Source organism: uncultured Senegalimassilia sp. (assembly GCF_934630535.1).
In the GTDB taxonomy this organism is placed as follows: domain Bacteria; phylum Actinomycetota; class Coriobacteriia; order Coriobacteriales; family Eggerthellaceae; genus Senegalimassilia.
In genome coordinates this window covers 239,433-261,958 of the sequence record NZ_CAKTVU010000001.1, presented here as the reverse complement: position 1 = coordinate 261,958, position 22,526 = coordinate 239,433, and the positions used below count along the sequence as shown (strand labels likewise).

At 65.6% G+C, this 22,526-nt stretch carries 15 protein-coding genes; 7 read left to right on the top strand and 8 right to left on the bottom strand.

The window, feature by feature from the left end:
• Positions 1-105: 105 nt before the first annotated feature.
• Positions 106-804, top strand: a complete 699-nt coding sequence (locus tag Q0D52_RS01235; RefSeq protein ID WP_294379630.1) for a class I SAM-dependent methyltransferase — start codon at positions 106-108, stop codon at positions 802-804.
• A gap of 5 nt (positions 805-809) precedes the next feature.
• On the opposite strand, the gene Q0D52_RS01230 is transcribed toward Q0D52_RS01235, so the two are convergent.
• Positions 810-1,721, bottom strand: a complete 912-nt coding sequence (locus Q0D52_RS01230) for a LysR family transcriptional regulator (protein WP_294379628.1) — start codon at positions 1,719-1,721, stop codon at positions 810-812.
• 254 nt (positions 1,722-1,975) lie between these two features.
• On the opposite strand from Q0D52_RS01230, the gene Q0D52_RS01225 reads away from it, so the two are divergent.
• On the top strand, positions 1,976-3,331 hold the full coding sequence (locus Q0D52_RS01225) for a hypothetical protein (RefSeq protein ID WP_294379626.1): 1,356 nt from the start codon (positions 1,976-1,978) through the stop codon (positions 3,329-3,331).
• Between the two features lie 98 nt (positions 3,332-3,429).
• Here the strand turns inward: Q0D52_RS01225 and Q0D52_RS01220 are convergent, their stop codons facing one another.
• Positions 3,430-4,872 carry a sodium-dependent transporter gene (locus Q0D52_RS01220; RefSeq protein WP_294379624.1) on the bottom strand — a complete coding sequence of 481 codons (1,443 nt, stop codon included), beginning with the start codon at positions 4,870-4,872 and terminating at the stop codon, positions 3,430-3,432.
• Positions 4,873-5,279: 407 nt separating this feature from the next.
• Here Q0D52_RS01220 and Q0D52_RS01215 point away from each other — a divergent pair, with 407 nt between their 5' ends.
• Entirely contained in the window at positions 5,280-6,140 is an 861-nt protein-coding gene (locus tag Q0D52_RS01215) for a pyridoxamine kinase (protein WP_294379622.1), read from the top strand.
• Positions 6,141-6,267: 127 nt separating this feature from the next.
• A complete protein-coding gene (locus Q0D52_RS01210) occupies positions 6,268-6,906 on the top strand; it encodes a TatD family nuclease-associated radical SAM protein (protein ID WP_294379620.1) in 639 nt (212 codons plus the stop codon).
• A 90-nt stretch (positions 6,907-6,996) separates the two neighbouring features.
• Here Q0D52_RS01210 and Q0D52_RS01205 read toward each other — a convergent pair whose 3' ends face one another.
• Complete coding sequence (locus tag Q0D52_RS01205; protein WP_294379619.1) at positions 6,997-8,520, bottom strand: YARHG domain-containing protein; 1,524 nt, start codon at positions 8,518-8,520, stop codon at positions 6,997-6,999.
• A gap of 51 nt (positions 8,521-8,571) precedes the next feature.
• Positions 8,572-9,393: a peptidoglycan recognition family protein gene (locus Q0D52_RS01200; RefSeq protein ID WP_294379618.1), complete on the bottom strand. Its 822-nt coding sequence runs from the start codon at positions 9,391-9,393 to the stop codon at positions 8,572-8,574.
• A gap of 285 nt (positions 9,394-9,678) precedes the next feature.
• Here Q0D52_RS01200 and Q0D52_RS01195 point away from each other — a divergent pair, with 285 nt between their 5' ends.
• The 3 genes from Q0D52_RS01195 (at position 9,679) to Q0D52_RS01185 (ending at position 11,452) form a co-directional block, all read left to right on the top strand.
• Complete coding sequence (locus Q0D52_RS01195) at positions 9,679-9,990, top strand: YbjQ family protein (RefSeq protein WP_294360628.1); 312 nt, start codon at positions 9,679-9,681, stop codon at positions 9,988-9,990.
• Between the two features lie 110 nt (positions 9,991-10,100).
• Entirely contained in the window at positions 10,101-10,616 is a 516-nt protein-coding gene (locus tag Q0D52_RS01190) for an NUDIX domain-containing protein (RefSeq protein ID WP_294379616.1), read from the top strand.
• Between the two features lie 146 nt (positions 10,617-10,762).
• Positions 10,763-11,452 carry a phosphatase PAP2 family protein gene (locus Q0D52_RS01185; RefSeq protein ID WP_294379613.1) on the top strand — a complete coding sequence of 230 codons (690 nt, stop codon included), beginning with the start codon at positions 10,763-10,765 and terminating at the stop codon, positions 11,450-11,452.
• A gap of 128 nt (positions 11,453-11,580) precedes the next feature.
• On the opposite strand, the gene Q0D52_RS01180 is transcribed toward Q0D52_RS01185, so the two are convergent.
• From Q0D52_RS01180 to nifJ, 4 genes are all read right to left on the bottom strand, one after another.
• Positions 11,581-11,922 carry an ArsC family transcriptional regulator gene (locus Q0D52_RS01180; protein ID WP_294379612.1) on the bottom strand — a complete coding sequence of 114 codons (342 nt, stop codon included), beginning with the start codon at positions 11,920-11,922 and terminating at the stop codon, positions 11,581-11,583.
• Between the two features lie 19 nt (positions 11,923-11,941).
• Positions 11,942-15,565 carry an exodeoxyribonuclease V subunit beta gene (locus Q0D52_RS01175; RefSeq protein ID WP_294379610.1) on the bottom strand — a complete coding sequence of 1,208 codons (3,624 nt, stop codon included), beginning with the start codon at positions 15,563-15,565 and terminating at the stop codon, positions 11,942-11,944.
• 2 nt (positions 15,566-15,567) lie between these two features.
• Positions 15,568-18,465, bottom strand: coding sequence for a PD-(D/E)XK nuclease family protein (locus tag Q0D52_RS01170; protein WP_294379607.1), 2,898 nt, complete (start codon positions 18,463-18,465; stop codon positions 15,568-15,570).
• A gap of 365 nt (positions 18,466-18,830) precedes the next feature.
• On the bottom strand, positions 18,831-22,364 hold the full coding sequence (gene nifJ, locus Q0D52_RS01165) for a pyruvate:ferredoxin (flavodoxin) oxidoreductase (RefSeq protein ID WP_294379605.1): 3,534 nt from the start codon (positions 22,362-22,364) through the stop codon (positions 18,831-18,833).
• Positions 22,365-22,526 lie beyond the last annotated feature (162 nt).

The window sequence follows — 22,526 nt, the reverse complement described above, 5'->3', positions numbered from 1 at the left end:
ACGCGGCGCTTCGGAAAACCCGAGTAGCGCGAACCCGCAGGTCCGGCCCCAACCCAGGCCCGCGACCCCAAATCCCCCTAGAACCCGACGATCGGACGCTTCCCCATGACCTTCGATGACAACATGCTTCCCACCATCGACGATCCCGCCGTCAGCTTGGTGCGCGACGAGCGCGGCCTGGCGCTGGTGGGCGAAGGCATGGAGCTGCGCTGCGATCTTGCGAGCATGCTGCCGCGCATCAAGCCCGGCAGGCTCTCCCACGAGCTGCTCGTCCGCGCCGCGCGCGTCAAAGGCATCGAGCAGCCCCGCGCCATCGACGCCACCGCCGGGTTCGGGGAGGACGCGCTGCTGCTGGCGGCGGCCGGCTTCCACGTGCAGCTCTTCGAGCACGATCCCGTCATCGCCGCACTGCTTGCCGACGGCCTAGCGCGTGCCGCTGCCGACCCGCAGCTCTCGCCCATCGTGGCGCGCATGCGCCTGACCAGCGGAGACAGCGTACAGGCGCTCACCGCACGCGCGTCCATGGACGTGGCCAAGCCCGACGTGGTCTACCTCGACCCGATGTTCCCCGCCCGGCAGAAAAGCGCGGCGGTCAAGAAGAAGTTCCAGCTGCTGCACCACCTGGAGGCGCCCTGCACTGACGAGGAGGGGTTGCTGCGCTCCGCCATAGCCTGCGGCCCGCGCAAGGTGGTCATCAAGCGCCCGGCGAAGGGCCCGTACCTGGCCGGCATCAAGCCCAGCTACTCCATCGACGGCAAGGCCGTGCGCTACGACTGCATCGTCCCCGCCAGCATGAAGCTGTAGAACGCCTAACCCTCCACCTTCGCATACAGCTTCATTGCGATCACGAACGCCTCGCCTATCGCGTCGAGCGACAGGCCGCGCGGCATCACGTACCCGATGTGCATGCGCTCGCCCGAGCGTATGGGCACCGCCGTGATGGCACCGCGCTGCAGAAACTCCGGATACACGCCGCTGGTCACGGTATAGGCGTCGGAGTGCAGCATGAAGCTGGTGGCGAAACCGCGGTCGCTGACCTTCACCGTTTTCGCCGAGGGCGCCCACAGCGGCTCCTCGGAGAACGCCGACGACTCGTAAGCCCCCTGTACGAACGACAACTGCGGATACGGGTACAAATCGTCAAGCGAAACGCTCTCCCGCCCCGCCAGCGGATGCCCGATGCGCAAAAACACGTGCGGCACCGCCTCGAACAGCTCATAGAACTCCAGCTTGTTGCGGTCGAGCACGCGCCCCACCGCCCCTTCGTTTGCGCGCGAAAGGTACATAACGCCCAAATCGCTGTCGCATCTTGCCACGTCGTCGATGATCTGCTGCGTCTGCGTCTCGTTGAGCACCAGATCGAATCTACCCGAACCCACCTGCTGCGCAACGTCCAAAAACGCACGCTCCACGAACGTGAAGTGATGCGAGGACACCGCAAAGCGCATGCCCTCGGGCTGGTTGCCGCCGTAGCGGCGCTCAAGGTTATCCATCTGCAGAACCACCTGCCGCGCCCGACCAAGGAACTCCATGCCCTCCTTCGTAGGCGTAGCGCCGGTGTTTCCGCGAGTGAACAGGGAAAACCCCAGTTCGCGCTCAACGACCGACACCGCCTCGGACAGGCTGGGCTGCGAAACCGACAGCACGCGCGACGCCGCCACCATCGACCCCGTCTCGGCGATCTTCAACATATAGCGCATCTGCTGCAGCGTGATCTTCATGCCAACCCTTCCGGCGAAAAGAAAGAAACCTTCGAAAGCCAAGTATACGTCACGCCCCGCACCAACCCCCAAACGCCCACATGCGCGAGAATGCATGCTGCAGCTTTGCTTCACATCTGGCTTACCCTCTCTTTACATGCGCGCTCGCACGAGGAAGTATACTGACGGAAAGGGGAAAGCCGCTACGCGAAGGGGCTTTCACGCGACGCCGGGGCCGCCGTTGCGTCGCGCAAACGCAAACGGAGGAGGACATCATGACCGCCATAACGCTTCTCATGGCGCTCGCGCTTATCGTGCTTGTTGGCGCGAGCATTGCCGCATGGGCTCGCAATGCCCGGAAAACCGGCGCGGACATGCCGGGCGCACTCGCATGCGCGGCCGTAGCCGTCGCAACTGCGGGCACGCTCGCCATCGCCCCGGCGATGCCGGCGTTCGCAGCGGACGAATCGCATCACGCAAACGACGACCACGCCTGGTCAGCCGACCAGGTCGCCGACGATGCGAGCGGCCTGCTGGGAGACGACATCGTCTGGTTCGGCCAAAGCAAGCTGTTCACGAAGACGGCCGCACCTAACGACATCCTTGCCGCAGGCCAGTCCATCGCCGTAAGCTCATGCAGCGTGTCGGGCAGCATCCGCGCAGCAGCCGAGGACATCGCCATCAGGGGCGCCGATGTGGCGCACAGCATCACCCTTGCCGCAAAAGACGCCACGGTGAGCGACACCACGGCGCAGGCGGTTGCCATCGCCGCCGGCGATGCGAGCTTCTCCGGCGAATGCGATGCGCTCTACATCTGCGCCGAGCACGCCGTCATCGACGGAACCGTCCACGGCGACGTCGTGGTCAACGCCGACTCCGTGCGACTGGGCCCGAACGCCCGCATCGAAGGTGCCCTACGCGGCTCCGCCGGCGATCAGCCCGAAATAGCCTCCGGCGCGCAGCACGGCGCCCTGGAGCTTTCCATCAACACGGAAGACGATAAGGCCGAGCCCGCATTCAACGCTGCCGGCACCCTGCTGGGAGTGGTCTACGGCGCCCTTGCGTGCCTGGTGACCGCGGCGGCAGCCGAGTGGCTGGCACGCAAGCACACCGCAAACGCCGCCAAGCTGGCGAAAACCCGCACCGGCTACCTGGTCGCCTCCGGGATCATCGGCGCCATCGCAGCACCCGTGGCGGTGATCATCCTATGCTGCCTGGTTATCACGCTGCCCATCGCCGGCGCCGCAACGTTCTCCCTGATCGCGCTCACCATCGTCTCGGGCGGCTTCACCGCCGCAGCGCTGGGCAAGCTGGTATTCAAGAACCTGGGGCGCTTCCCCGCGGCGCTTGCCATGGGCGCCATCCTGGGCGCGGCGTGCGCGCTGCCCTACATCGGCAAGCCGCTGGCGGCCGCCTGCTTCATGTTCGCCCTAGGCTACCTCATCCAGAACGCGTTCCTGGGATTGACGAACCGCAACGAGGGCGCGCCGACGCCGCAGGCGGGCAACCCCGTCTCGGCTGCAGCGGCGCCTGCACCCGCGCCGGCAGCGCCGGCGTCTGCAGCTGCTCCCCGGCAGCCCGACGCTCCGCAAAACGGCTCCGGCAATCCGCCGCAGGCGCCCACAGCATAACCTGCGCACCATGCAAAAGGGGCTCGACGCGATCCAACGCGTCGAGCCCCTTCGTCATAATCAACCGATTCTTGCAGTCAACCCGAACAAGCGCAACCCTAGGCAAGCCCCAGCCAGATGGCCATCTTCGGCGCATACCCCAGCACGAAGATCACCACGATCAGCGCCGGAATGCCGTACTTCAACCACAGGCGCGTCCAGCGCGGGAACTTCACGCCCTCGCCCTGATCGGCCTCTGCCAGGAAGCTCTCCCATCCCCAGCCGCGACGCGTGGTGCAGAACAGCACGAACGCCAGGCTGCCCAGCGGCAGCATATTGTTCGACACGATGAAGTCCTCGATGGACTGGATGTCGCCGATGGCCGGGATGGTGACACCCGACAGCACGTTGAAGCCCAGCGCGCACGGAAGGGACAGTACCAGCACCAGCACGGCGTTGAAGATGACGGCGCGGCTGCGCATCATTCCCCACTTGTCCATGGACCAGCTGATCAGGTTCTCGAACACGGCGATGACGGTGGACAGCGACGCGAACGCCATGAACACGAAGAACAGGCAGCCCCACACGTTGCCCAGCGGCATCTGCCCGAACACCACCGGCAGCGTCACGAACACCAGCGACGGGCCCTGATCAGGGGAAACACCATAGGCGAAACATGCCGGGAAGATGATCAGGCCCGCCAGGATGGCAACCACGGTGTTCAGCGCGGTGACGGAGACGGCCTCGCCGGTAAGGCTGCGCTGCCGTCCGATACGCGAGCCGAAGATCTCCATGGCCGCGATGCCGAGCGACAGGCTGAAGAACGCCTGGCCCATGGCCGCGTACACCGCGTCGCCGAACGTCGACCATCCGTCGGCGAACAGGCGCCCGAAGTCGGGCACCAGGTAAAACGCGATGCCCTCGGCGGCGCCGGGCAACGTGACGGCGCGGATGCACAGCGCGATCATCACCACGAACAGCGTGGCCATCATGACCTTCGTGACGCGCTCGACGCCCTTTTGCAGGCCCAAGCTGCACACCAAAAAACCGATGACGACCGCCACGACCATCCACCCGATCAGCCATGCGGGGTTCTCCAGCATGCCGTTGAAGGCCGCCCCGGCAAACGCCGCATCGGCGCCGTTGAACATGCCCGACGCCATCTGCGGCACGTACGACAGCATCCATCCGCACACGGTGGTATAGAACATCATCAAGATCATGCAGCCGATATAGCCCCACCACGAGAACCAATGCCACTTCCCGCTCGGCTGCAGCTTATCGAAGGCTTGCGCGGCCGAGCGCTGCGAGGCGCGGCCCACGGCGAACTCCATGACCATGACGGGCATGCCCAAGATCACCAGAAACACCAGGTACAGCAGCACGAACGCCGCTCCGCCGTACTCGCCGGTGATGTAGGGGAAGCGCCAAACGTTGCCCAATCCGATCGCGCATCCGGCGCTGATCAGGATGAAGCCGAGCCGCGACGCGAAGTGTTCGCGCGAAGCCGGCGCTTCCTTGCCCGACGCCGATGCGGGCGCCTGGGGTGTGTTTTCCGCCATATCCATTCCCTTTCCCAACGCAAAAGGACCGCCGCCCTGGGCAACCGCCCCATAACAAGCTGAAACATCGCGCCCGCGTGCGCAGGCGCAACGCCATATAGTACCACTATCGCCGCACCCCGCCGCCCACCCTCTTCTGGGTGGTTTTGCAGAATAACGCCCCTGTTTTCGCCATGGTTCCGGAGTTCTGGGCGGTTCGCATGGCCTCATCACCGCGAAAAGCCCCGAAAACCGCCCAGAGCCCAACCCCTTCGTGCACAATTCGCGCCACTACCGCCTTCCAAACCGCCCAGAACTTCGCGCCGGCGAAAACGGAATCCGCGGGCATTCTGCGCTGCAAGCCACAGCCCCGCCCGCGACTCCCTTATAATGTGCGCGTTACATAACATCCCAAGGAAAGACGCCCCGTGAGCACTACCGAACCTGCCGACACCGCCCTGCCCAACCACAACAACCAGAAGAAGATCGCGCTCATCAACGACTTCACCGGCTTCGGTCGATGTTCGGTGGCGGTGCAGCTTCCCGTCATCTCCCAGCTTGGCGTGCAATGCTGCGTGCTGCCCACCTCGGTGCTGTCCAACCACACGGGTTTCCCCAGCTACAGCTTCCAGGATTTCACGCCCTACATGCGCGAGCATATCCGCGAGTGGCGCAAGCTCGGCCTGAAGTTCCGCGGCATCTGCACGGGCTTCCTGGGATCGGCGGAGCAGATCGCGGTGGTCAGCGAGTTCATCGACGAGTTCGGCGGCCCCGACTGCATCGTGATGGTCGATCCCGTCATGGGCGACGAGGGCCACCCTTACGGCACCTACACGCCGGAGATGTGCGAACGCATGGCCGAGCTCACGGCGAAGGCCGACATCATCACCCCGAACCTCACCGAAGCGTGCATCCTGGCAGGCGTGCCCTTCAGCAAGGACATGACCTGTGAAGACGCCGCGCAAATCGCCCAGCAGCTATCGCAGACCGGCCCCGCGCGCGTGGTGGTCACCGGCGTGGAGTTCCAAGATCGCGTGGCCAACGTATGCTACGAGCAGGGCCGCGCACCCTTCACCATCCAGACCGCGCGCCTAGGCGGGCAGCGCTCCGGCACCGGCGACGTGTTCTCCGCCATCCTCATCGCCGACGCGGTCAACGGCGTGGCGCTCGACCAGTCGGTGGAGAAAGCGTCGCATTTCGTATGCACCTGCGTCGAGCGCGCCATCGAGATGGACCTGCCGCGCACCGACGGCCTGCCTATCGAGGAGGAGCTGCGCAACCTGCGCTAGCATCGCGCACCGCGCACCGGCCGCAGGCGCAAGCCTTGCAGCAAACGCACCACAAGGCGTACCCTGAACGTAAGCGGGAAGGCGAGCCGCACCCTTCGCCCCCCACCTCAAGCGAAAGAAGCTCATCATGGCGAAAACGAAAGCCGAGACCATCGTATATCCCGTGCACAACGGGCTCTACGTCAACCTGACGAACCGCTGCAGCTGCGCCTGCACCTTCTGCATCCGCCAAACCGCCGACGGTGTGGGCCAGGACGGCGAAGGCGGCGAGAACAACCTGTGGCTCGACCATGAGCCCTCCTTCGAGGAAGTCATGGCCGCGTTCGACGAACAGGACATGAGCCGCTACGAAGAGGTGGTCTTCTGCGGCTACGGCGAGCCCACCTGCGCCTTCGACACGCTCAAGCGCGTGGCCGCCGAGGTGAAGCGCCGCTACAACCTGCCCGTGCGCGTGAACACCAACGGCCAGGGCAGCCTGATCTGCGGCCGCGATATCGCGCCGGAGTTCGAGGGCATCGTGGACACGGTCTCCATCAGCCTGAACACCCCCAACGCCGACGAGTACGCCGCCATCGTGCGCAGCCGCTTCGGCGACGCGGCGTTCCCGGGCATGCTCGACTTCGCCCGTGAAGTGCGCAAATACGTGCCCAACGTCGTGATGACCACCGTTGAAACCACCATCAGCCACGAGGATGAAGCCGCTTGCCAACGCATCTGCGACGAGCTGGGCGTGCGCTACCGCATCCGCGCCTGGGTGAACTCGTAAGGCCTGGCACGTTCCAAACAACAACCCGAACAGCAAGAAGGCCCGCGGCACGAACCGCGGGCCTTCCTGGTTTCAGGCGATTGCACCAGCCTACTTCGCCGTCTCCAGATACGGGGAATTGCGGCTCTGCTCGATCTCGTACATGGTCTGCACGTTCTTCAGCTCGTAGTCGTTGAGCTGCGAGGAGGATATGGCATCGAACTCCTCGGGCGTGTACGTCTGCGTGTACCAGCGCTTCGTGGCGAAGTAATCGGTCAGGTCCTGGTTCTTGAAGCCACGGCCGTGGCGCGCGAATATCTCGTTGCGCGCAAGGTAGAGCTCCCACAGCGACATCTTCTCCAACTCGGAGCGCGAGTAGTACTTCGAAGCGCTGCCGGGCAGCACGTAATCCTGCGAGCTCACGCTGGTGTCATAGGAGGAGATGCTGGTCACGGGCACGTACGTATGCGAGATCTGCCCTGCGAACGGGCCCGAATCCGCGCAGCTCAGCAACACGGTGCGCGTGGCGGACGTGCTGCCGGGGCACGTGGAGGTGAACACCACGCGGCACATGGAGCGCTGATCGTCGTAGATAGACTGGTAGATCTGGCGAAGCGCCTGCGCCAAGTCGTCCGACGCCGCATCGTAGTACGTGCCGTTGCAGCTTGACGCCAGCGACTGCAGCGAGCTGCGATTCACATCGCCGCCCACGCCCACGATGTAAACGGGGATGCCCGTTTGCTGGGACAGCGTGATGACGTCGTTCAGGCTGTAGTGGCTGCTGTTCTCCTCGCCATCGGTGAACGCGATGACCACGCGCGAGCCCGACTTCAGGTTCGTGCGCTGCAGCGCCCAGTACAGCGCGTCGTAAAGCGCCGTCTCGCCGGTGGGCGAAACCGCGTCGATGGCGCTGTTGAGCAGCGCCGCGCTCGAGGTGAACGGCTGGCGGTTGTACACGTAATCGTTGAACGAGGTGATCTCTGCCACGTTGCCTTGGGTTTTCACCATCTCGTCGACGAACGAGCTTGCCGCCATCTTGGCGCTGTCCATCTTGCTGCGCGACCTCATGGAACCGCTCTGGTCGACCACCAGGTTAATGTTCATGGCATCGCCCACGGCAAGCGGGACCACCTGCTCCACCATCGCCTCATACTGCGAACCGGACGAATCGGTTTCCGTGACGGTGAACTGCGACGCGTCAAGGCCGCCAGGCGTGGAACCCGCCTGATCGGCTATCTTCGTATACAGGGTGACCTGCGGATACGCGGAATTGTCCACCTGCGACACGAACATGGTTAGCGGGCTTTTCGGCTCCGAGGACGTGGTTGCGGACTGGCTTGACGCCGCGGGCTGCTGCACCGTCGTCGTCGGCGTCTGATCGGTGCTCGAATCGGCATCTGAGGCGTCATCGCCGCCGGGCCACAGGAAATACAGCGCCACAGCTATTGCGACAATCGCCGCAACCACCCAAATGGTCGGGATATCGCCGATGGATTTCTTCGAAGAAGCGTTACCGGTTGCAGCAGCGCCCGAAGCGGACGCGTTGCCGCTGGTCGCCGAGCTTAGAGCCTTGCCGCACGATGAGCAGAACGCGTCACCGTCTTTGACCGAGGCTCCGCAATGGGGGCAGAACATGTCAGATCCCTTCCCTTCCAGTTAAGCGCCGCTTGGCGTCGTCGCCGAAAGCTAGCGCGCCGTACCGTCGTGCGTGCGTGCTTCCTGATAGTTCCTCAGATAGCCGGCGAATTCCTCGGACGTATCCGAATTCCCCGTTCGCCAGGCCTTGTGGTCGATGATAGCGCTTTCGAACCCGTAATAGGCGTCGATGCAGGCGATCAGGTCATCGAGCGCCTGAAGCTGGGCCTGCGGATAATCGCCGGAACCGCCCACGTGCACCATCTCGATGCCCACCGAGTACGAGTTCATGCCGTAATCTGCCATGGCCGAGCCGATGGGAACGGTGCCCAGCTTGTCGTCGCGCGACTCGTTCTCAACGCCGAACTGCGCGTTATGCCCCGTATCGCCGTATCCCGCATGATGCACGATGGCGTCGAGCGGCGCACATTGCGCCACGGAGCCGTCCTTGTTCACGATGAAGTGGGCGGCCACCAGGTTGCCGTTGCCCGCCCAGTAGCTCACCACCGATGCGGCATCGTTGTCGCCCTCGGTGTCATGGAGCACGATGTACTTCTGGCATTCGGCAGGCTTTTGCCCATGCACGAACTGCTCCTGCGACAAATCGGCGATGGAAAGCTTCGCACGCAGCTCCTCGACCGTTTGCGCCTGCTTCTGCTGCGCGGCCTCCCCTTCGGAAGGCTGCGCCAGCTCCTGGTCGGCAGAACCGTCGCGCGGCACGTCGGCCACGTTCTCGAACCGCTCCTGCTCCTGCGCTTCGGGCGCCTGCGGGCTATCGCCGCCCGAAGCGCAGCCGCACACGGCAGAGGCCGCCAGCGCGCACGCAAACGCCGCAACGCATATCTTGCATGCGATGACGCTTCCCTTCGCCATAGGTTCCCTCCTTGCCTTGGCGCAAACCGCGGCCGATTCCCTGCAAACCGCAACTTTTCATTCGGGTTCAAGATACGCTCGCCGCCATGCCCCGACAAGCCCCCTATCTGGCCAAACGCACGCGCAAGCGGCGAACGCCGCAAACCGCGGCACAACCGAACCCGACCCGCCGATGAACGCGCAGGGCCACAGGACGACCACAGGGCTGCGCTACAATATCAGCAACAACGCGGCAACGCGCTTCACCGCACCGCCGCATCCGCCCCAAACGCAAAGGAGCCTCCCATGATCGTCACCTCTGCAGACGTGGTACCCGGTCAAAACGTCCAAGTCCTCGGGTTGGTACGCGGCAACATCGTCACCTCGCGCCATATCGGCCGCGACATGATGGCCGGCATGAAAGAGCTGGTAGGCGGCGAGATCAAGTCGTACACCGAGATGACCGACCAGGCCCGCACCGTGGCGGAGAGCCGCATGATCGCCGAGGCCGAGCGCATCGGCGCGGACGCCGTGGTGGCCATGCGCTTCTCCAGCGGCTCCATCAACCCCGGCACCATCGAGATGCTGGCATACGGCACCGCCGTGAAGTTCGTGTAACCGCTGCCCGCAGCACCATATCGGAGCCCGTTCGCGGCGCTCCGCCAACCCACCTTATCCCGACTGCCCGCCCAACCGGCGGGCAGCGCAGCATCTGGAAGGAACGCCCCATGTCAACGCCTGAATTCATCACCAACCTGCGCGCGAAGATCGGCAACGACCCGCTGTGGCTCACCGGCATCACCGCCTATGTGGAGGACGCCCAGGGCCGCATCCTGCTGGGCAAGCGCGCCGACACCGGGCAGTGGGCGCTCGTCTACGGCATCGTGGAGCCCGCCGAGGAGCCGGCCGACACCTGCGTGCGGGAGGCCCTTGAGGAAACAGGCGTCGACATCGAGCCCGTAAGCCTGGTCAGCGTGAAGTCATCGCCGTACATGGTCACCTACGCCAACGGCGATCAATGCCAGTACATGGACCTGCTGTTTCTCTGCCGACCCCGCGAAGGCGGCAACGCGCAGCCCCGCGTGGCCGACGACGAGAGCCTGGAAGTGGGCTGGTTTGCCCCGGACGCCCTTCCCCAACCGCTGGCGACGTCCACGCAATCGCGCCTTGAGCTGGTGCAACGCTTCAAGCAAAACGCCGCCCAAGGCAACCCCGCCTGCCTGTTCGCCTGCACCCTCGGCTAAACGGGCACGCCCGCCCAGAACTTCTCCCGTCCATTTCGCTTTCTGCAGAATTCCTCGAAATCGCGCGGTCGGCCCCGTGCGGGATGCGTTGGGCTTTACCATCTCCTTACCTTCTCTTTACATTCGAAGGCCAGATGGGAGTTTTCATGCACAACCGCACCGCCGCGCACGCCTCCGCCATAGCCGCAGGCGTGTTCCTTGCGCTGTTCGCCGCGCTCACGGTTTCGCTCGTGTTCGTAGACCGCCAGCCTATCGCCGGCGATGGCAGCTTGGTGGGCCTTGCCACCTTCAACCTAGACGCGCGCGCCATCCTCGGACAGAGCGACCTTATGGAGAAGCTGTCCAACGCGTTGCTCATCGTGCCGGCCGCCGGCGCGCTCATGCTCGCCATAGTCGGCTGCAAACAGCTGATCCGCTTCCGAAGCCGCGGCGGGGTCGACCGCGACCTTTGGCTGCTGCTGGGAACCTACGGCGCCATGCTGGTGCTATACGTGCTGTTCAACTGCATCTCGCCCAACAACCGCCCCATCCTGGAAGACGGCGTTTGCGAGCCGTCGTTCCCCTCGTCGCACACGCTGCTTGCCGTCACCATGTGCGGTACGGCCATGATCCAGGCCGTGCATCGCATCCGCCAAGGGGGTTTGCGCACCGCGGCCCTGATCATCTGCGCGGCTGCCATGGTGGGCATCGTTGCCGCACGCGCCATGGCCGGCGTTCACTGGGCCACCGACATCCTCGGCGGCATCCTGCTCGGCGCGGCCCTGGTGGCCATCTACCACGCCATAGCGTTCGCCAGCTACGGCAAAGCCTCGCGCGGAAAGCACGCAAGGCGCTAACCGCAAGCCCAAACGAACCCGCGCACACAGCAAAGGGGACCCGGCTGCCGACGATGGCAACCGGGTCCCCTTTTTCATACCGACGACCGATAAATCCCCGGCAACAACTAGCACGTGCGCCGAAAGCCCTACTCCCAGCCCTTCCACACATCGGGCTGATAGCCGACCGTGGCCTTCTTGCCGTTGCGGACGACCGGCTCGCACAGCACCTGCTGGTTGTCGAGCACCTTCTCGAACTTCTGATCAGCCGCCAGATACTGCAGCAAAGCCACGGTATCGGCGTCCTTGGCATCGGGGTTGATCAGCTTGTCAAGACCGCCGACGGCGTTGGTCACCGACTGCAGCTCACCTTTGCTCATGCCCTTTTCCTTCAGGTCGATGAGCTGGAAGCTGATGCGGCGCTCCTTGAAGTAGCGCTGGGCCTTCTTCGTATCGAAGCTTTTCTTCGTGCCGAAAATCTGGATGTTCACGCAAACGTCCCTTCAAATCCTAAAGCTGACCGTGCCCATGATACGCCTGCGCAAGGGCGCGGCCCATCTCGTCGGCGTCGGCCGCATCAAAACGATACGACACCGTCTGCGGCTGCCCCGGCGCATCGGCGCGGTCCTGCTCGACGCGCACGAACACGCACTCCACCTGGGCATATCCTTCCATCAGCACCGCATACGCATAGCACGTTGCCTGCAGCAGGTGCTTCTCGTGCAGCTGCTCGGCATCCTCGGCGGGCGAACCGCCGGTCTTGTAGTCCACCACCAGCGCGCTTCCTGCCGGCTGCTCGCGCGTGCCGGCGGCGGCGACGCATCCCAGAAGGTCGATCTCGCCCTCAAGGTAAGCCGCATCGCACGCGCCGCCCACCCGGACAAGGAACGGCGCCTCGGCCCGCACGCTTTCGCACGCGCCGGCGCGCGCCGCTATATCGCTGGCGAACCAACGATCGAGCGCCCCATCCAAGCGATCGCGCTGCTCGGCGGAAAGCCCGCACGAACGCTCCAACGCCTGCTGGCGCGCGGCATCCGGACGCTCAAGGGCGCAACCCGGCCGCCAAGCAAGCGCCGCAAGCTGCGCCAAGCGGTGAAACGCCGTTCCCAAGCTCGTAGCAGCATCGGCATCCCGCACGCCCAGGGAAGCGCCGGCGGCATCGTCGGCCGCATCTTCCACGGAGAAGTCGGCCAACCCGGCAGCGTCCTCGGCGATGGAGGAATAGCTGAACATGTTCGCCCGCGCGCCCGCATAGGGCCTGCCCCGCTCGGGCTCGTACGGCCCCACCACGGGAACGGCGATCATGCCCGCCGTGCCGCCGGCGGCCGAACCGTCCGCAGCACCGTTCGCCCGGCCCAGCAGCTTCTCAACGCTCTCCGGCGTCAGGTGCACGCATTCCACGCGCGCCGGACGCTGCCCGCCGAAGTCGAACATGCTCACGCCCGGCTCGAACACGCAGCCCTCGCCCACCAGCGCCGATTGCACATCGCCCCAGCAGCTCTTCGACAAGCCGGTGGCGTCGGCCTTCGACGACTTGCCGCGCATGGACACCACAAGGGCCTCCTTCGCGCGCGTGAGCGCAACATAGAGCAGGCGCCGCGACTCGGCCGCCTCGCCGCGCTCCTCGTGCAGCTTGATGGCCGCGCGCCTGTCGGCGGGAAGCTGGCTGCGCGAGACCATGGCGGCAAGCTCTTCGTCATCGAACTCGCAAAACGGCTGGTACGACCCGCTCTTGGACACCAGCGACGAGGTCTTCTCCTTCAAGCGCTCGAGCACGTGCCCGCCATCGAGCGACACGTAGGTGCGCCCCTCGATCGAGCAGCACTCCAGCGCCTGCGACCGCGCCGCATCGTCGCGCAGCTCGGCCACCGCAACGATGGGGAACTCAAGGCCTTTGCTGGCATGGACGGTCATGATGCGGACGAAATCGCCGCCTTCGGCCGACAGCGCGCCCGGCGCCTCCTTGGCAAGCTCCACGCGCAGCGCCAGCTCCTCGGCCACGCCCGCAGGCCCCACGCCGTCGGCAGCCTCGATATCGCGCGCCATGCGGATGGCCTTGTACACGTTCCCCGCACGCGCCAGCCCCTCGGGCCCGGCGGCCTCAAGGCGCGCAAGCCCCTCGGGCCCGGCGGCCTCAAGGCGCGCAAGCCACCCGGAGTCGGCCACGATGCCCTGCATGATGTCGGCAAGCGCCGCGTTTCCCACCTGCTCGGAGGCGCGGCGCATCAGGCTTGCGCACGCCGCAAGCGCCGGCGAGACCGCGCGCCCCGCCGCAACCTTGCGCTCGATATGGCGAAAGCCCTGGTCGAAGGCCCGTCTGCGGGGAATGCCGCGCTCCTCGTCCATGCCCGTGGACAGCTCCAGCAAATCATCGGCGGACAGGGCGAACAGCTCGCTCGAGAGCACCTCGAACAGCGCCGAGGTCCATTTTGGGTTCGCGACGGCCTGCGCCAGGCGCACCATGAGCGCCACTTCGGGAGCACGGTTGAAGATGGAGCCGCCGGCTACCACGCACGGCAGCCCCTCGGCCCGCAACGCCTCGGCGTACACGTTCGCACGGCCCATGCCGCCGAGCAGCACCACCATGTCGCCCGGCCTGTGCCCGGCCGCCGCGAACTCGGAGAACGCCTTCGCCACGCGCCTGGCCGCTATCGCCGCCGCATCCGAGGACGCCACGCCGCGCGACGGGGCCACGGTCACCTGCACCTGCACGCGAGGCCCATCCGGCAGAAACGGGTGCTCCACCTCGGATTCATCGCGTCCCGGTGCCAGCGACATGAACCCCGCGCCGAACACCTGCGGCTGCTCGAAGATCCGGTCGCACAACGCCAGCACGTCCCCGTGGCTGCGGAAGTTGTCGGGCAGCTCGATGATGCCCTCGGGGTTGCGACGGCGCACATCCTCCAGATGGCGGCGGTACACCGAAACATCCGCGCCGCGGAACCGGTAGATGCTTTGCTGAGCATCACCGACGGTGCACATGCGCGAAAAGCCCTCCCCGGCCATGCGCTTGATCATATCCACCTGCAGCTGGTCGGTATCCTGGAACTCGTCGACCATCACCAACTTGAAGCGATCGGCGTACGCCGCCTGAATGGCCGGATGGTCGCGAAACGCGCGGGATGCGAACGACAGCAGGTCGTTGTTGTCCAGCAGCCCCGCCTCGCGCTTGCGGCGCGCGAACGCGTCCGCAACCGACTTCGCCACATCGATCAGGGTTACCAGCTGCTCCTGCACCAGCCCGCAACGCGCCTGCGCGGCGATGGCGCAATACTGTTCCGCCAGCTCAGCGGCCTGTTCGCCATATGGCGTGTTCTTGCCGAAGTTGCGGCCGGGAACGGGGAAGCCGTTCATGACCGAAAGCACCCGCCGGTACGTCAGCCCGTCGGAGCCGCGTCCGATCAGCTCGCGCGCGCCCTCGAGCGCATCCTGCGTGGCCGCCAGGAACTTGTCGCGCGTGGAGCCGGGCTTGACGGCGTCGGCCAGCGCATATGCGGTTTCGGCCGTATCCACCAGCTGCGCCAGCAGCTTGATCGGCCCCGGAGCCTCGGGAGGCGCCGCCACCGACGCCATGCCGTCGGGATGCGCCGAGGCCGCTTCGACCAGCTGACGCACCATCCCCTCCACCGATGCCGTGCGCGGGCCCGCCGGATGCACGTCGAACGACGCGAACAGCGCATCAAGGCGCTGCGGGGAAACGCCCTCGGCAACCGTGACCAGGTCGTCCCGGCCACCGAGCACCTCCTCAAGCGACGCGTCCAGAAGCGTTTTCACCGTTGCCTCGTCGGCAACCTTGAACGCGGGGTCCAGTCCCAGCTCAAGCGCATGCGCGCGAAGGATGCGCGAGCACATGCCGTGGATGGTGGATATCCATGCCTCGTCGGTTTTCAGCGCCTGCTCGGTCATGCCGCCGGCGCGCAGCGCGCCCTTCACACGCGATTTGATCTCGCCCGCGGCCTTCGACGTGAAAGTGATGGCCAATACCTGGTCGATATCGCTCAAATACCCGCTTTCCAGCGCGTGCACGATGCGGCGCGTCAGCGTGAACGTCTTGCCGCTGCCCGCGCCGGCGCTCACCGCCAACGGCGCATCCAGCGTGTTGACGCATTTTTCCTGGCCGATGGTCAACGCCATGGCTATCCCCTCCTTTCGGAACACGATGAGACCGGGCACCACTTGCATGCCTCGGGCGTTTCAGGACGCGGGCGGATGTCGCCGGCCAGCATGCGCTCGAGCGCCGCGGCCACCGCCTCCTCCGTTTCGTCGAGCACATCGGAAAACGGCCTATCGGCGCACATGCAATCTTTGTGGCGCATGTTCGGCAAGTGAGCGTTCTCTATCACGCGCCCGTCGTAAGCGCCCGAGATCATCTTGCGCCGTCCATAGCACACATATAGCGCGCCCACCGGCTCCAAGCCCAACGTACGGCGAACCACCTGCGCATAGATGAGCGCCTGCACCTTGCCCAAATGCCCCTCTTCGCGCACTCCCAGCGCGTACGACCCGGAGATCGACCCCTTGTAGTCGATGATGGCGCACCGCCCTTCGCCGTCCACATCGATGCGGTCGGCCGTGCCCAGCAGCTTGTAGCCCGCGTAATCCACCGCGCCGCCGCAGGCGACGTCATACTCCAAATACTTCGGGGCGAAGGTGGGCAGAAGCTCTGCCTCGAAGTCCAGGTAGTCCATCAGCTTGCGTTCAAGCTCGGCGAGCTCGCGATGCTCCACCTGCGACGTGGGGATCAGGCGGTTCTCCGACTGGCGCAGATGCGGCTGCAACGCCTTATGACGCGCAAGCACGTCGGCCATGAGCTTTCGCGCCTGCGGGAGCAGCTGCGGCGTCACCTTCGCCTCACCCAAGTCCTCGGACAGATGCTTATAGAAGCTGTGCAGCGCGTTGTGCGCAAAGTCGCCCATTTCAAGCGGCCCGAACCCCTCGTCCAGGTCGTCCAGGCGCAAACGTCGCTGGGCGAACCACTTGTACGGGCACTCCAGATAGCTTTCGATCTGGGAGGGCGAAAGGCACGGTTCGTCAAGCACCTGCCCTCCCTGCAGCACGCGCGGAAGCACCACAAGCGAGCGCGCCTCGGCCGACACCGCGCCCGTGAGCGGAGGCTCGATGCATGCCGCCACGGGCGTCGGCTCGGTCGTAAGCGCATCGTTGGCGCACAAGGCGTCCTCGCCGCGCAGCAGCATCCCGTCTTGCAAATGCTCGGGAAGCGAATACGGGTTCTTGATGTCCTTGGTGGCCGTGGGGTCGGCTCGATAGCAATCCACGAACTCCTCCAACACCACGCAAGGGTACGTGGGGTCGGCGGACGAATCGTTGAGGCAACGTTCGAGTATCAGCTGGTCCGTTGCAACATGCTCCAGCGCGAAGAACGCGCGACGCATGCGACCAAGCGCCGAATCGGCGCGCTTCACGCCAAGATGCTCGAGCAGCACCCGGGAAGCATCCTCGGGATCGGCCGCCGGATAGGCGGCGCTCGTCAAATCGGCCGCCACGAGCACCTTGCACGAGCCGCTTCCCAAAGACGCCGCCGTGCTCTGATCGGTAATCAGCACATCGGGCGCCCCAAGGGCCGCGCCGTCGCAACCGCGCGGCGCCACGATGCGCGAAACGCCGACCTTCAAACGTTGCACCTGGTCAAACGCCGCATCCGCCCCCAACCCCGCCAACGTGGCGGCATCGGCGGCACGCTGCAACGCCCGCAACGCGGCAAGCTGCTCGGCGCGCCACGCCCCCGAACGGTTCGTCATGCGCCGCACGGCTGCCTCAAGCTCACCCGCGGCCCGTGCATCAAGCTGCAGGGCAAGCCGCTCCATCGCCGCGAACATCGGGTTATCGCCGCGCAAACGGGCGCACAGGTCGGACCGCCGCGCCGTGCGGTCGGCGCGCATATCGGCATCAAGCTTGAACGCCGCCTTTTTCGTCATCCCGGAGAACGGCGACAGCGCCCAATCGGCTAGGTCAGCGCGATCCCAACGCTCCACGTCGGTCGCGGCGATATCCCCATACCCCTGGATATGGGAGACGCCGCCCGCCCGCCCCTCGTCAAGGAAACGGCGAAGCGAGCAGATGGCCCTGCCGAACGCGGTGTCCACGAAGCGACGCTGCCCGCGCAGCGCCACCACACGACCCTGGCGAACGAGTGCCGGCGCCACGCGCCCGAACAGCGCCGCCGGGTCCTTCGCCGCAACCACCACGGCAGCGGCCTGCGTGCCGGCCGACCGGCCTGCCGCGGCACCGGCAGCATCGTCGGAACCGCCGTCATCGCCGCCTGCCGACGCCGCCGAGCCCGCACTCTCGCCAAAGGCATCGCGCACGATATCGGCCAACAGCGCAGGCCACGCATACTGCCCCGAGGGGAACGCGAAGCGAACCTGTACGCCCTTAGGCGCGCGAACGGGGCCCTGACCGCCCAAAGCGGCGCGGACCTCCACGTCCATCCACGGGCAAGCGGAGAAAAACGCCTGCTGACCAGGGGTGAGCGGAGCTGCATCCTCCAGCAGCACGCGCAACGGGCGCTGTGGCAGAAGCTCAGGGAGCAGCGCCAGCGCCCGCCCCGGCTCCACCAGCCCCAGCTGCTCGAGCTGCTCGAGGTATCCCCCGACCAGCCGTAGCACCGGCAACTCCGCACAGGTCACATCTTCAAGCGCGCCGACGCCCGCCGGCACGCCCTGCCGCGCATCCCGCACCGCCGCATCGAACCCGGGCAGCCCGACGCCGGCGGCGACGCAAGCCGCCGCCACGCGATCAAGGCCGATCGCCCCCGCATCGCCGGCTCCGGCCGACACACTCGCACCGCCGACAGCCTGCTCGCACGCAGCACGCAACAGCGCCTCGCGCTCAAGACGCGAGACGAACGCTCGGCCATCGCCGTACAGCTCCCACAGATCGCGCACCCAAGCGCCGAATGCGGCAACCGTCACACCCATGAGCGAGCAACCGCCATCAGCGGCCCTTTTCCTATACGCCACCGCTCGGTCGGTATCCGGCAGCAGCACCACATCATATGCAATAGAAGTATCCATGCCCGACATTCTAGCGCACCCCCTTAGCGCCTTCAGTCCCATACATGGGACTTACCCGAAGTTTCGCCGCCCAATCGAGCCGATGCCCGCATCTCCACCACGCACATCAACGAAGTCCCGCAACCCGAGTGCAAGGGCTAACCGCGCCCGACGCGGCGATCGTCCGCGATATCGGCGTCGTCCCCCCCATCTCCGCAGCTCCACCCGCACCGCCTCGTCCATACGCGCAAGAAGGCCGGCCGCCCTTTCAGGCGACCGGCCTTCCAAATCCGATCTATCGCACGATCGAAAGCCTCAACGCAGCCCCAACGTCCCGCAGCAAAGCTCTTGCCAGCGGAAACGCGGCGCCATGCGCGGCAGACGGACTATTCGCCGTCGTACATGGCCTTCAGGCGCACCAGGTGATCGTAACGCTCGATGGCGGCCTTCTCGTTGCGCTCGAACAGCTCGCCGGCGCGCTCCGGGAACTCGCGGGTCAGACGGCTGTAACGGGCCTCGTTCATGAGGAACTCCTGATAACCGCCCGCGGGCTCCTTGCAGTCCAGCGTGAACTTCTTGCCGGCATCGGCTGCCGGGTTGAAGCGGAACAGGTTCCAGTAACCGCAGTCCACGGCCTTCTTCATCTCGGTCTGGCAGTTGCTCATGCCGCCCTTGATGGAGTGCATCTCGCACGGGGAGTACGCGATGATGATGGACGGGCCATGATACGCCTCGGCCTCGGTGATGGCCTTGAGCGTCTGAGCCGGCTTGGCGCCCATGGCCACCTGAGCCACGTACACATAGCCGTACGCCATGGCGATCTCGGCGAGCGACTTCTTCTTGACGTCCTTGCCGGCGGCGGCGAACTGGGCCACCTGGCCGATGTTGGATGCCTTGGAAGCCTGACCGCCGGTGTTGGAGTAGACCTCGGTGTCGAACACGAAGATGTTGACGTCCTCGCCGGATGCCAGCACGTGGTCGAGTCCGCCGTAACCGATGTCGTAGGCCCAGCCGTCGCCGCCGAAGATCCAGACGGACTTCTTGGCCAGGTACTCCTTGTGGTCCAGGATGCGCTGCGCGGCCTCGGCTGCGGCGCCTTCGCCGGCGGCAACCTCGGGCAGGGCGGCGATCAGGGCGTCGGCGGTCTGACGGCTGGCGGCCTTGTCGCCGCGAGCGTCGAGCCAAGCCTGCGCGGCCTCGGCGGCGGCGCCTGCCTCCACCAGGATGGCGGCGTCGGCGGCGAGCATGCCGTTGACGGCCTCATAGCCGAGCTTCATGCCCATGCCGTGCTCGGCGTTGTCCTCGAACAGGCTGTTGGACCATGCGGGGCCGTGACCCTGCTTGTTGACCGTGTACGGGCTGGTGGCAGCCGGACCGCCCCAGATGGAAGAGCAGCCGGTGGCGTTGGAGATGTACATATGGTCGCCATAGAGCTGGGTGATCAGGCGAGCGTAAGCCGTCTGGGCGCAGCCGGCGCAGGCGCCGGAGAACTCGAGCAGGGGCTGCTTGAACTGGCTGTCGCGCAGCGTGGTGCCCTCGATCTCGGGCTTGTCGGCGATCTTGTTCACGCAGTACTCGAACACGTCCTGCTGAGCCATCTCGTCCTCGACGCCGACCATGGCCAGCGCGTCGGCCGGGCAGGCCTTGACGCACACGCCGCAGCCCATGCAGTCGAGCGGGCTGATGGCCAGCGTGTACTTCAGCTCCTTGTGCTTGCCCTTCATGGGCAGCACGGCCATGGCCTCGGGGCCGGCAGCGGCTTCCTCATCGGTCAGGCCGAACGGGCGGATGCAGGCATGCGGGCACACGAACGAGCAGCTGTTGCACTCGGTGCACTTCTCGGCATCCCACTTCGCCACGGACACGGACACGCCGCGCTTCTCGTAGGCGGCAGCGCCCTGCTCGAACTGGCCGTCGGCGTGCTCGACGAACACGGAGACCGGCAGGGAGTCGCCGGCCATGCGGCCGACAGGCTGCATGATCTCGCGAACCTGCTTGACCAGCTCGGGACGACCCTCGAGGTGCTCGACCTCGGCGTTGTCCTCGGCGTCGACCCAGGCGGCGGGCACGTCGACCTTCACGAACGCCGTGGCACCGGCGTCGATGGCGCGATGGTTCATGTCAACGACATCCTGACCCTTCTTCAGGTAGGACTTCGTGGCGGCGTTCTTCATGTACTTCAGCGCATCCTCGGCCGGCAGGATGTTGGCCAGCGCGAAGAACGCGGACTGCAGGATGGTGTTCGTGCGCTTGCCCATGCCCAGCTCAACGGCCAGGTCGATGGCGTTGATGGTGTAGAGCTGCACGTTGTTGGCGGCGATGTAGCGTTTGGCCTCTGCGGACAGATGCTGCTCAAGCTCCTCGGGCGTCCACTGGCAGTTGATCAGGAACGCGCCGCCGGGCTTCACGTCGTTGACGATGGGGAAGTTCTTCGTGATGTAGCTGGGGTTGTGGCACGCCACGAAGTCGGCCTTGTTGATGTAGTAGCTGCTGCGGATGGGCGAATCACCGAAGCGCAGGTGGCTGATCGTCACGCCGCCAGTCTTCTTCGAGTCGTACTGGAAGTAGGCTTGCACGTACTTGTCAGTGTGGTCGCCGATGATCTTGACGGAGTTCTTGTTCGCGCCAACGGTGCCGTCGCCGCCCAGACCCCAGAACTTGCACTCGATGGTGCCTGCCGCAGCGGTGTTGGGAGCAGCCTCATCCTCGGGCAGGGACAGGCCGGTGACGTCGTCGACGATGCCGATGGTGAACTCGCCGCGCGGATCGTCCTTGGCCAGCTCGGTGAAGATGGCGAACACGGACGCGGGCGGCGTGTCCTTGCTGCCCAGGCCGTAACGGCCGCCGCAGACCTTGATGCCCTCGCGGCCCTCGACCATGAGCGCGTTCACGACATCCAGGTAGAGCGGGTCGCGGGCGCCGGGCTCCTTGGTGCGGTCGAGCACGGCCAGCTTCTTGCAGGTAGCCGGCAAAGCCTCGGAGAACTTGGCGGTGACGAACGGACGGTACAGGCGCACCTTCACCAGGCCCACCTTCTCGCCCTGGGCGGTCAGGTAGTCGATGACCTCCTCGGCCACGTCGCAGATGCTGCCCATGGCGACGATCACGCGCTCGGCGTCGGGGGCGCCGTAGTAGTTGAACAGCTTGTAGTCGGTGCCCAGCTTGGCGTTGACCTTATCCATATACTCTTCCACCACGGCCGGCAGCGCGTCGTAGATGCTGTTGCACGCCTCGCGGTTCTGGAAGAAGATGTCGCCGTTCTCGTGGCTGCCGCGCATACGCGGGCGCTCAGGGTTGAGCGCGTGGTCGCGGAATTCCTTAACGGCCTCGAAGTCGCACATCTCGGCCAGGTCGGCGTAATCCCACACGGCCACCTTCTGCACCTCATGGGACGTGCGGAAGCCATCGAAGAAGTTCAGGAACGGCACGCGGCCCTTGATGGCGGCCAGGTGCGCGACGGCGGACAGGTCCATGACCTCCTGGACGTTGCCCTCGGCGAGCATGGCGAAGCCGGTCTGGCGGCAGGCCATGACGTCGGAGTGGTCGCCGAAGATGTTCAGCGCATGCGTGGAGACGGTACGGGCCGAAACGTGGAACACGCTCGGCAGCTGCTCGGCGGCGATCTTGTACATGTTGGGGATCATGAGCAGCAGGCCCTGGGAGGCCGTGTAGGTGGTGGTCAGGGCACCGGCGGCCAGCGAGCCGTGCACGGCGCCGGCGGCACCGCCCTCGGACTGCATCTCGCACACCTTCACCTTCGTGCCGAAGATGTTCTCCCTACCGGCGGCCGACCACTGGTCGACCAGGTCGGCCATGGGGCTGGAAGGGGTGATGGGATAGATACCGGCCACCTCCGTGAACGCATACGAGACATGCGCTGCGGCGGTGTTGCCGTCCATGGACTTGAATTCTCTCGTCATTTCTTCTCCTAAGGCTATCCCCGATCGGCGCGATCGGAAACATCGTCTGGCCGTACAGTGCGCCTATATTAGCAGCACCGGTGCGCTGAAATCCCACGAATCGACTCTGAGCAGGCGTGGGGCGGATGATCTCGGCAAGCGGCTCGAAGCCGGCAGCCCCCT

What these genes read in the sequence shown, in the direction of transcription:
- Q0D52_RS01235 (WP_294379630.1), top strand. Translation starts at nt 106, where the DNA reads ATGACCTTCGATGACAACATGCTTCCCACCATCGACGATCCCGCCGTC.
- Q0D52_RS01230 (WP_294379628.1), bottom strand. Translation starts at nt 1,721, where the DNA reads ATGAAGATCACGCTGCAGCAGATGCGCTATATGTTGAAGATCGCCGAG.
- Q0D52_RS01225 (WP_294379626.1), top strand. Translation starts at nt 1,976, where the DNA reads ATGACCGCCATAACGCTTCTCATGGCGCTCGCGCTTATCGTGCTTGTT.
- Q0D52_RS01220 (WP_294379624.1), bottom strand. Translation starts at nt 4,872, where the DNA reads ATGGCGGAAAACACACCCCAGGCGCCCGCATCGGCGTCGGGCAAGGAA.
- Q0D52_RS01210 (WP_294379620.1), top strand. Translation starts at nt 6,268, where the DNA reads ATGGCGAAAACGAAAGCCGAGACCATCGTATATCCCGTGCACAACGGG.
- Q0D52_RS01205 (WP_294379619.1), bottom strand. Translation starts at nt 8,520, where the DNA reads ATGTTCTGCCCCCATTGCGGAGCCTCGGTCAAAGACGGTGACGCGTTC.
- Q0D52_RS01200 (WP_294379618.1), bottom strand. Translation starts at nt 9,393, where the DNA reads ATGGCGAAGGGAAGCGTCATCGCATGCAAGATATGCGTTGCGGCGTTT.
- Q0D52_RS01195 (WP_294360628.1), top strand. Translation starts at nt 9,679, where the DNA reads ATGATCGTCACCTCTGCAGACGTGGTACCCGGTCAAAACGTCCAAGTC.
- Q0D52_RS01190 (WP_294379616.1), top strand. Translation starts at nt 10,101, where the DNA reads ATGTCAACGCCTGAATTCATCACCAACCTGCGCGCGAAGATCGGCAAC.
- Q0D52_RS01185 (WP_294379613.1), top strand. Translation starts at nt 10,763, where the DNA reads ATGCACAACCGCACCGCCGCGCACGCCTCCGCCATAGCCGCAGGCGTG.
- Q0D52_RS01175 (WP_294379610.1), bottom strand. Translation starts at nt 15,565, where the DNA reads ATGGCGTTGACCATCGGCCAGGAAAAATGCGTCAACACGCTGGATGCG.
- Q0D52_RS01170 (WP_294379607.1), bottom strand. Translation starts at nt 18,465, where the DNA reads ATGGATACTTCTATTGCATATGATGTGGTGCTGCTGCCGGATACCGAC.
- nifJ (WP_294379605.1), bottom strand. Translation starts at nt 22,364, where the DNA reads ATGACGAGAGAATTCAAGTCCATGGACGGCAACACCGCCGCAGCGCAT.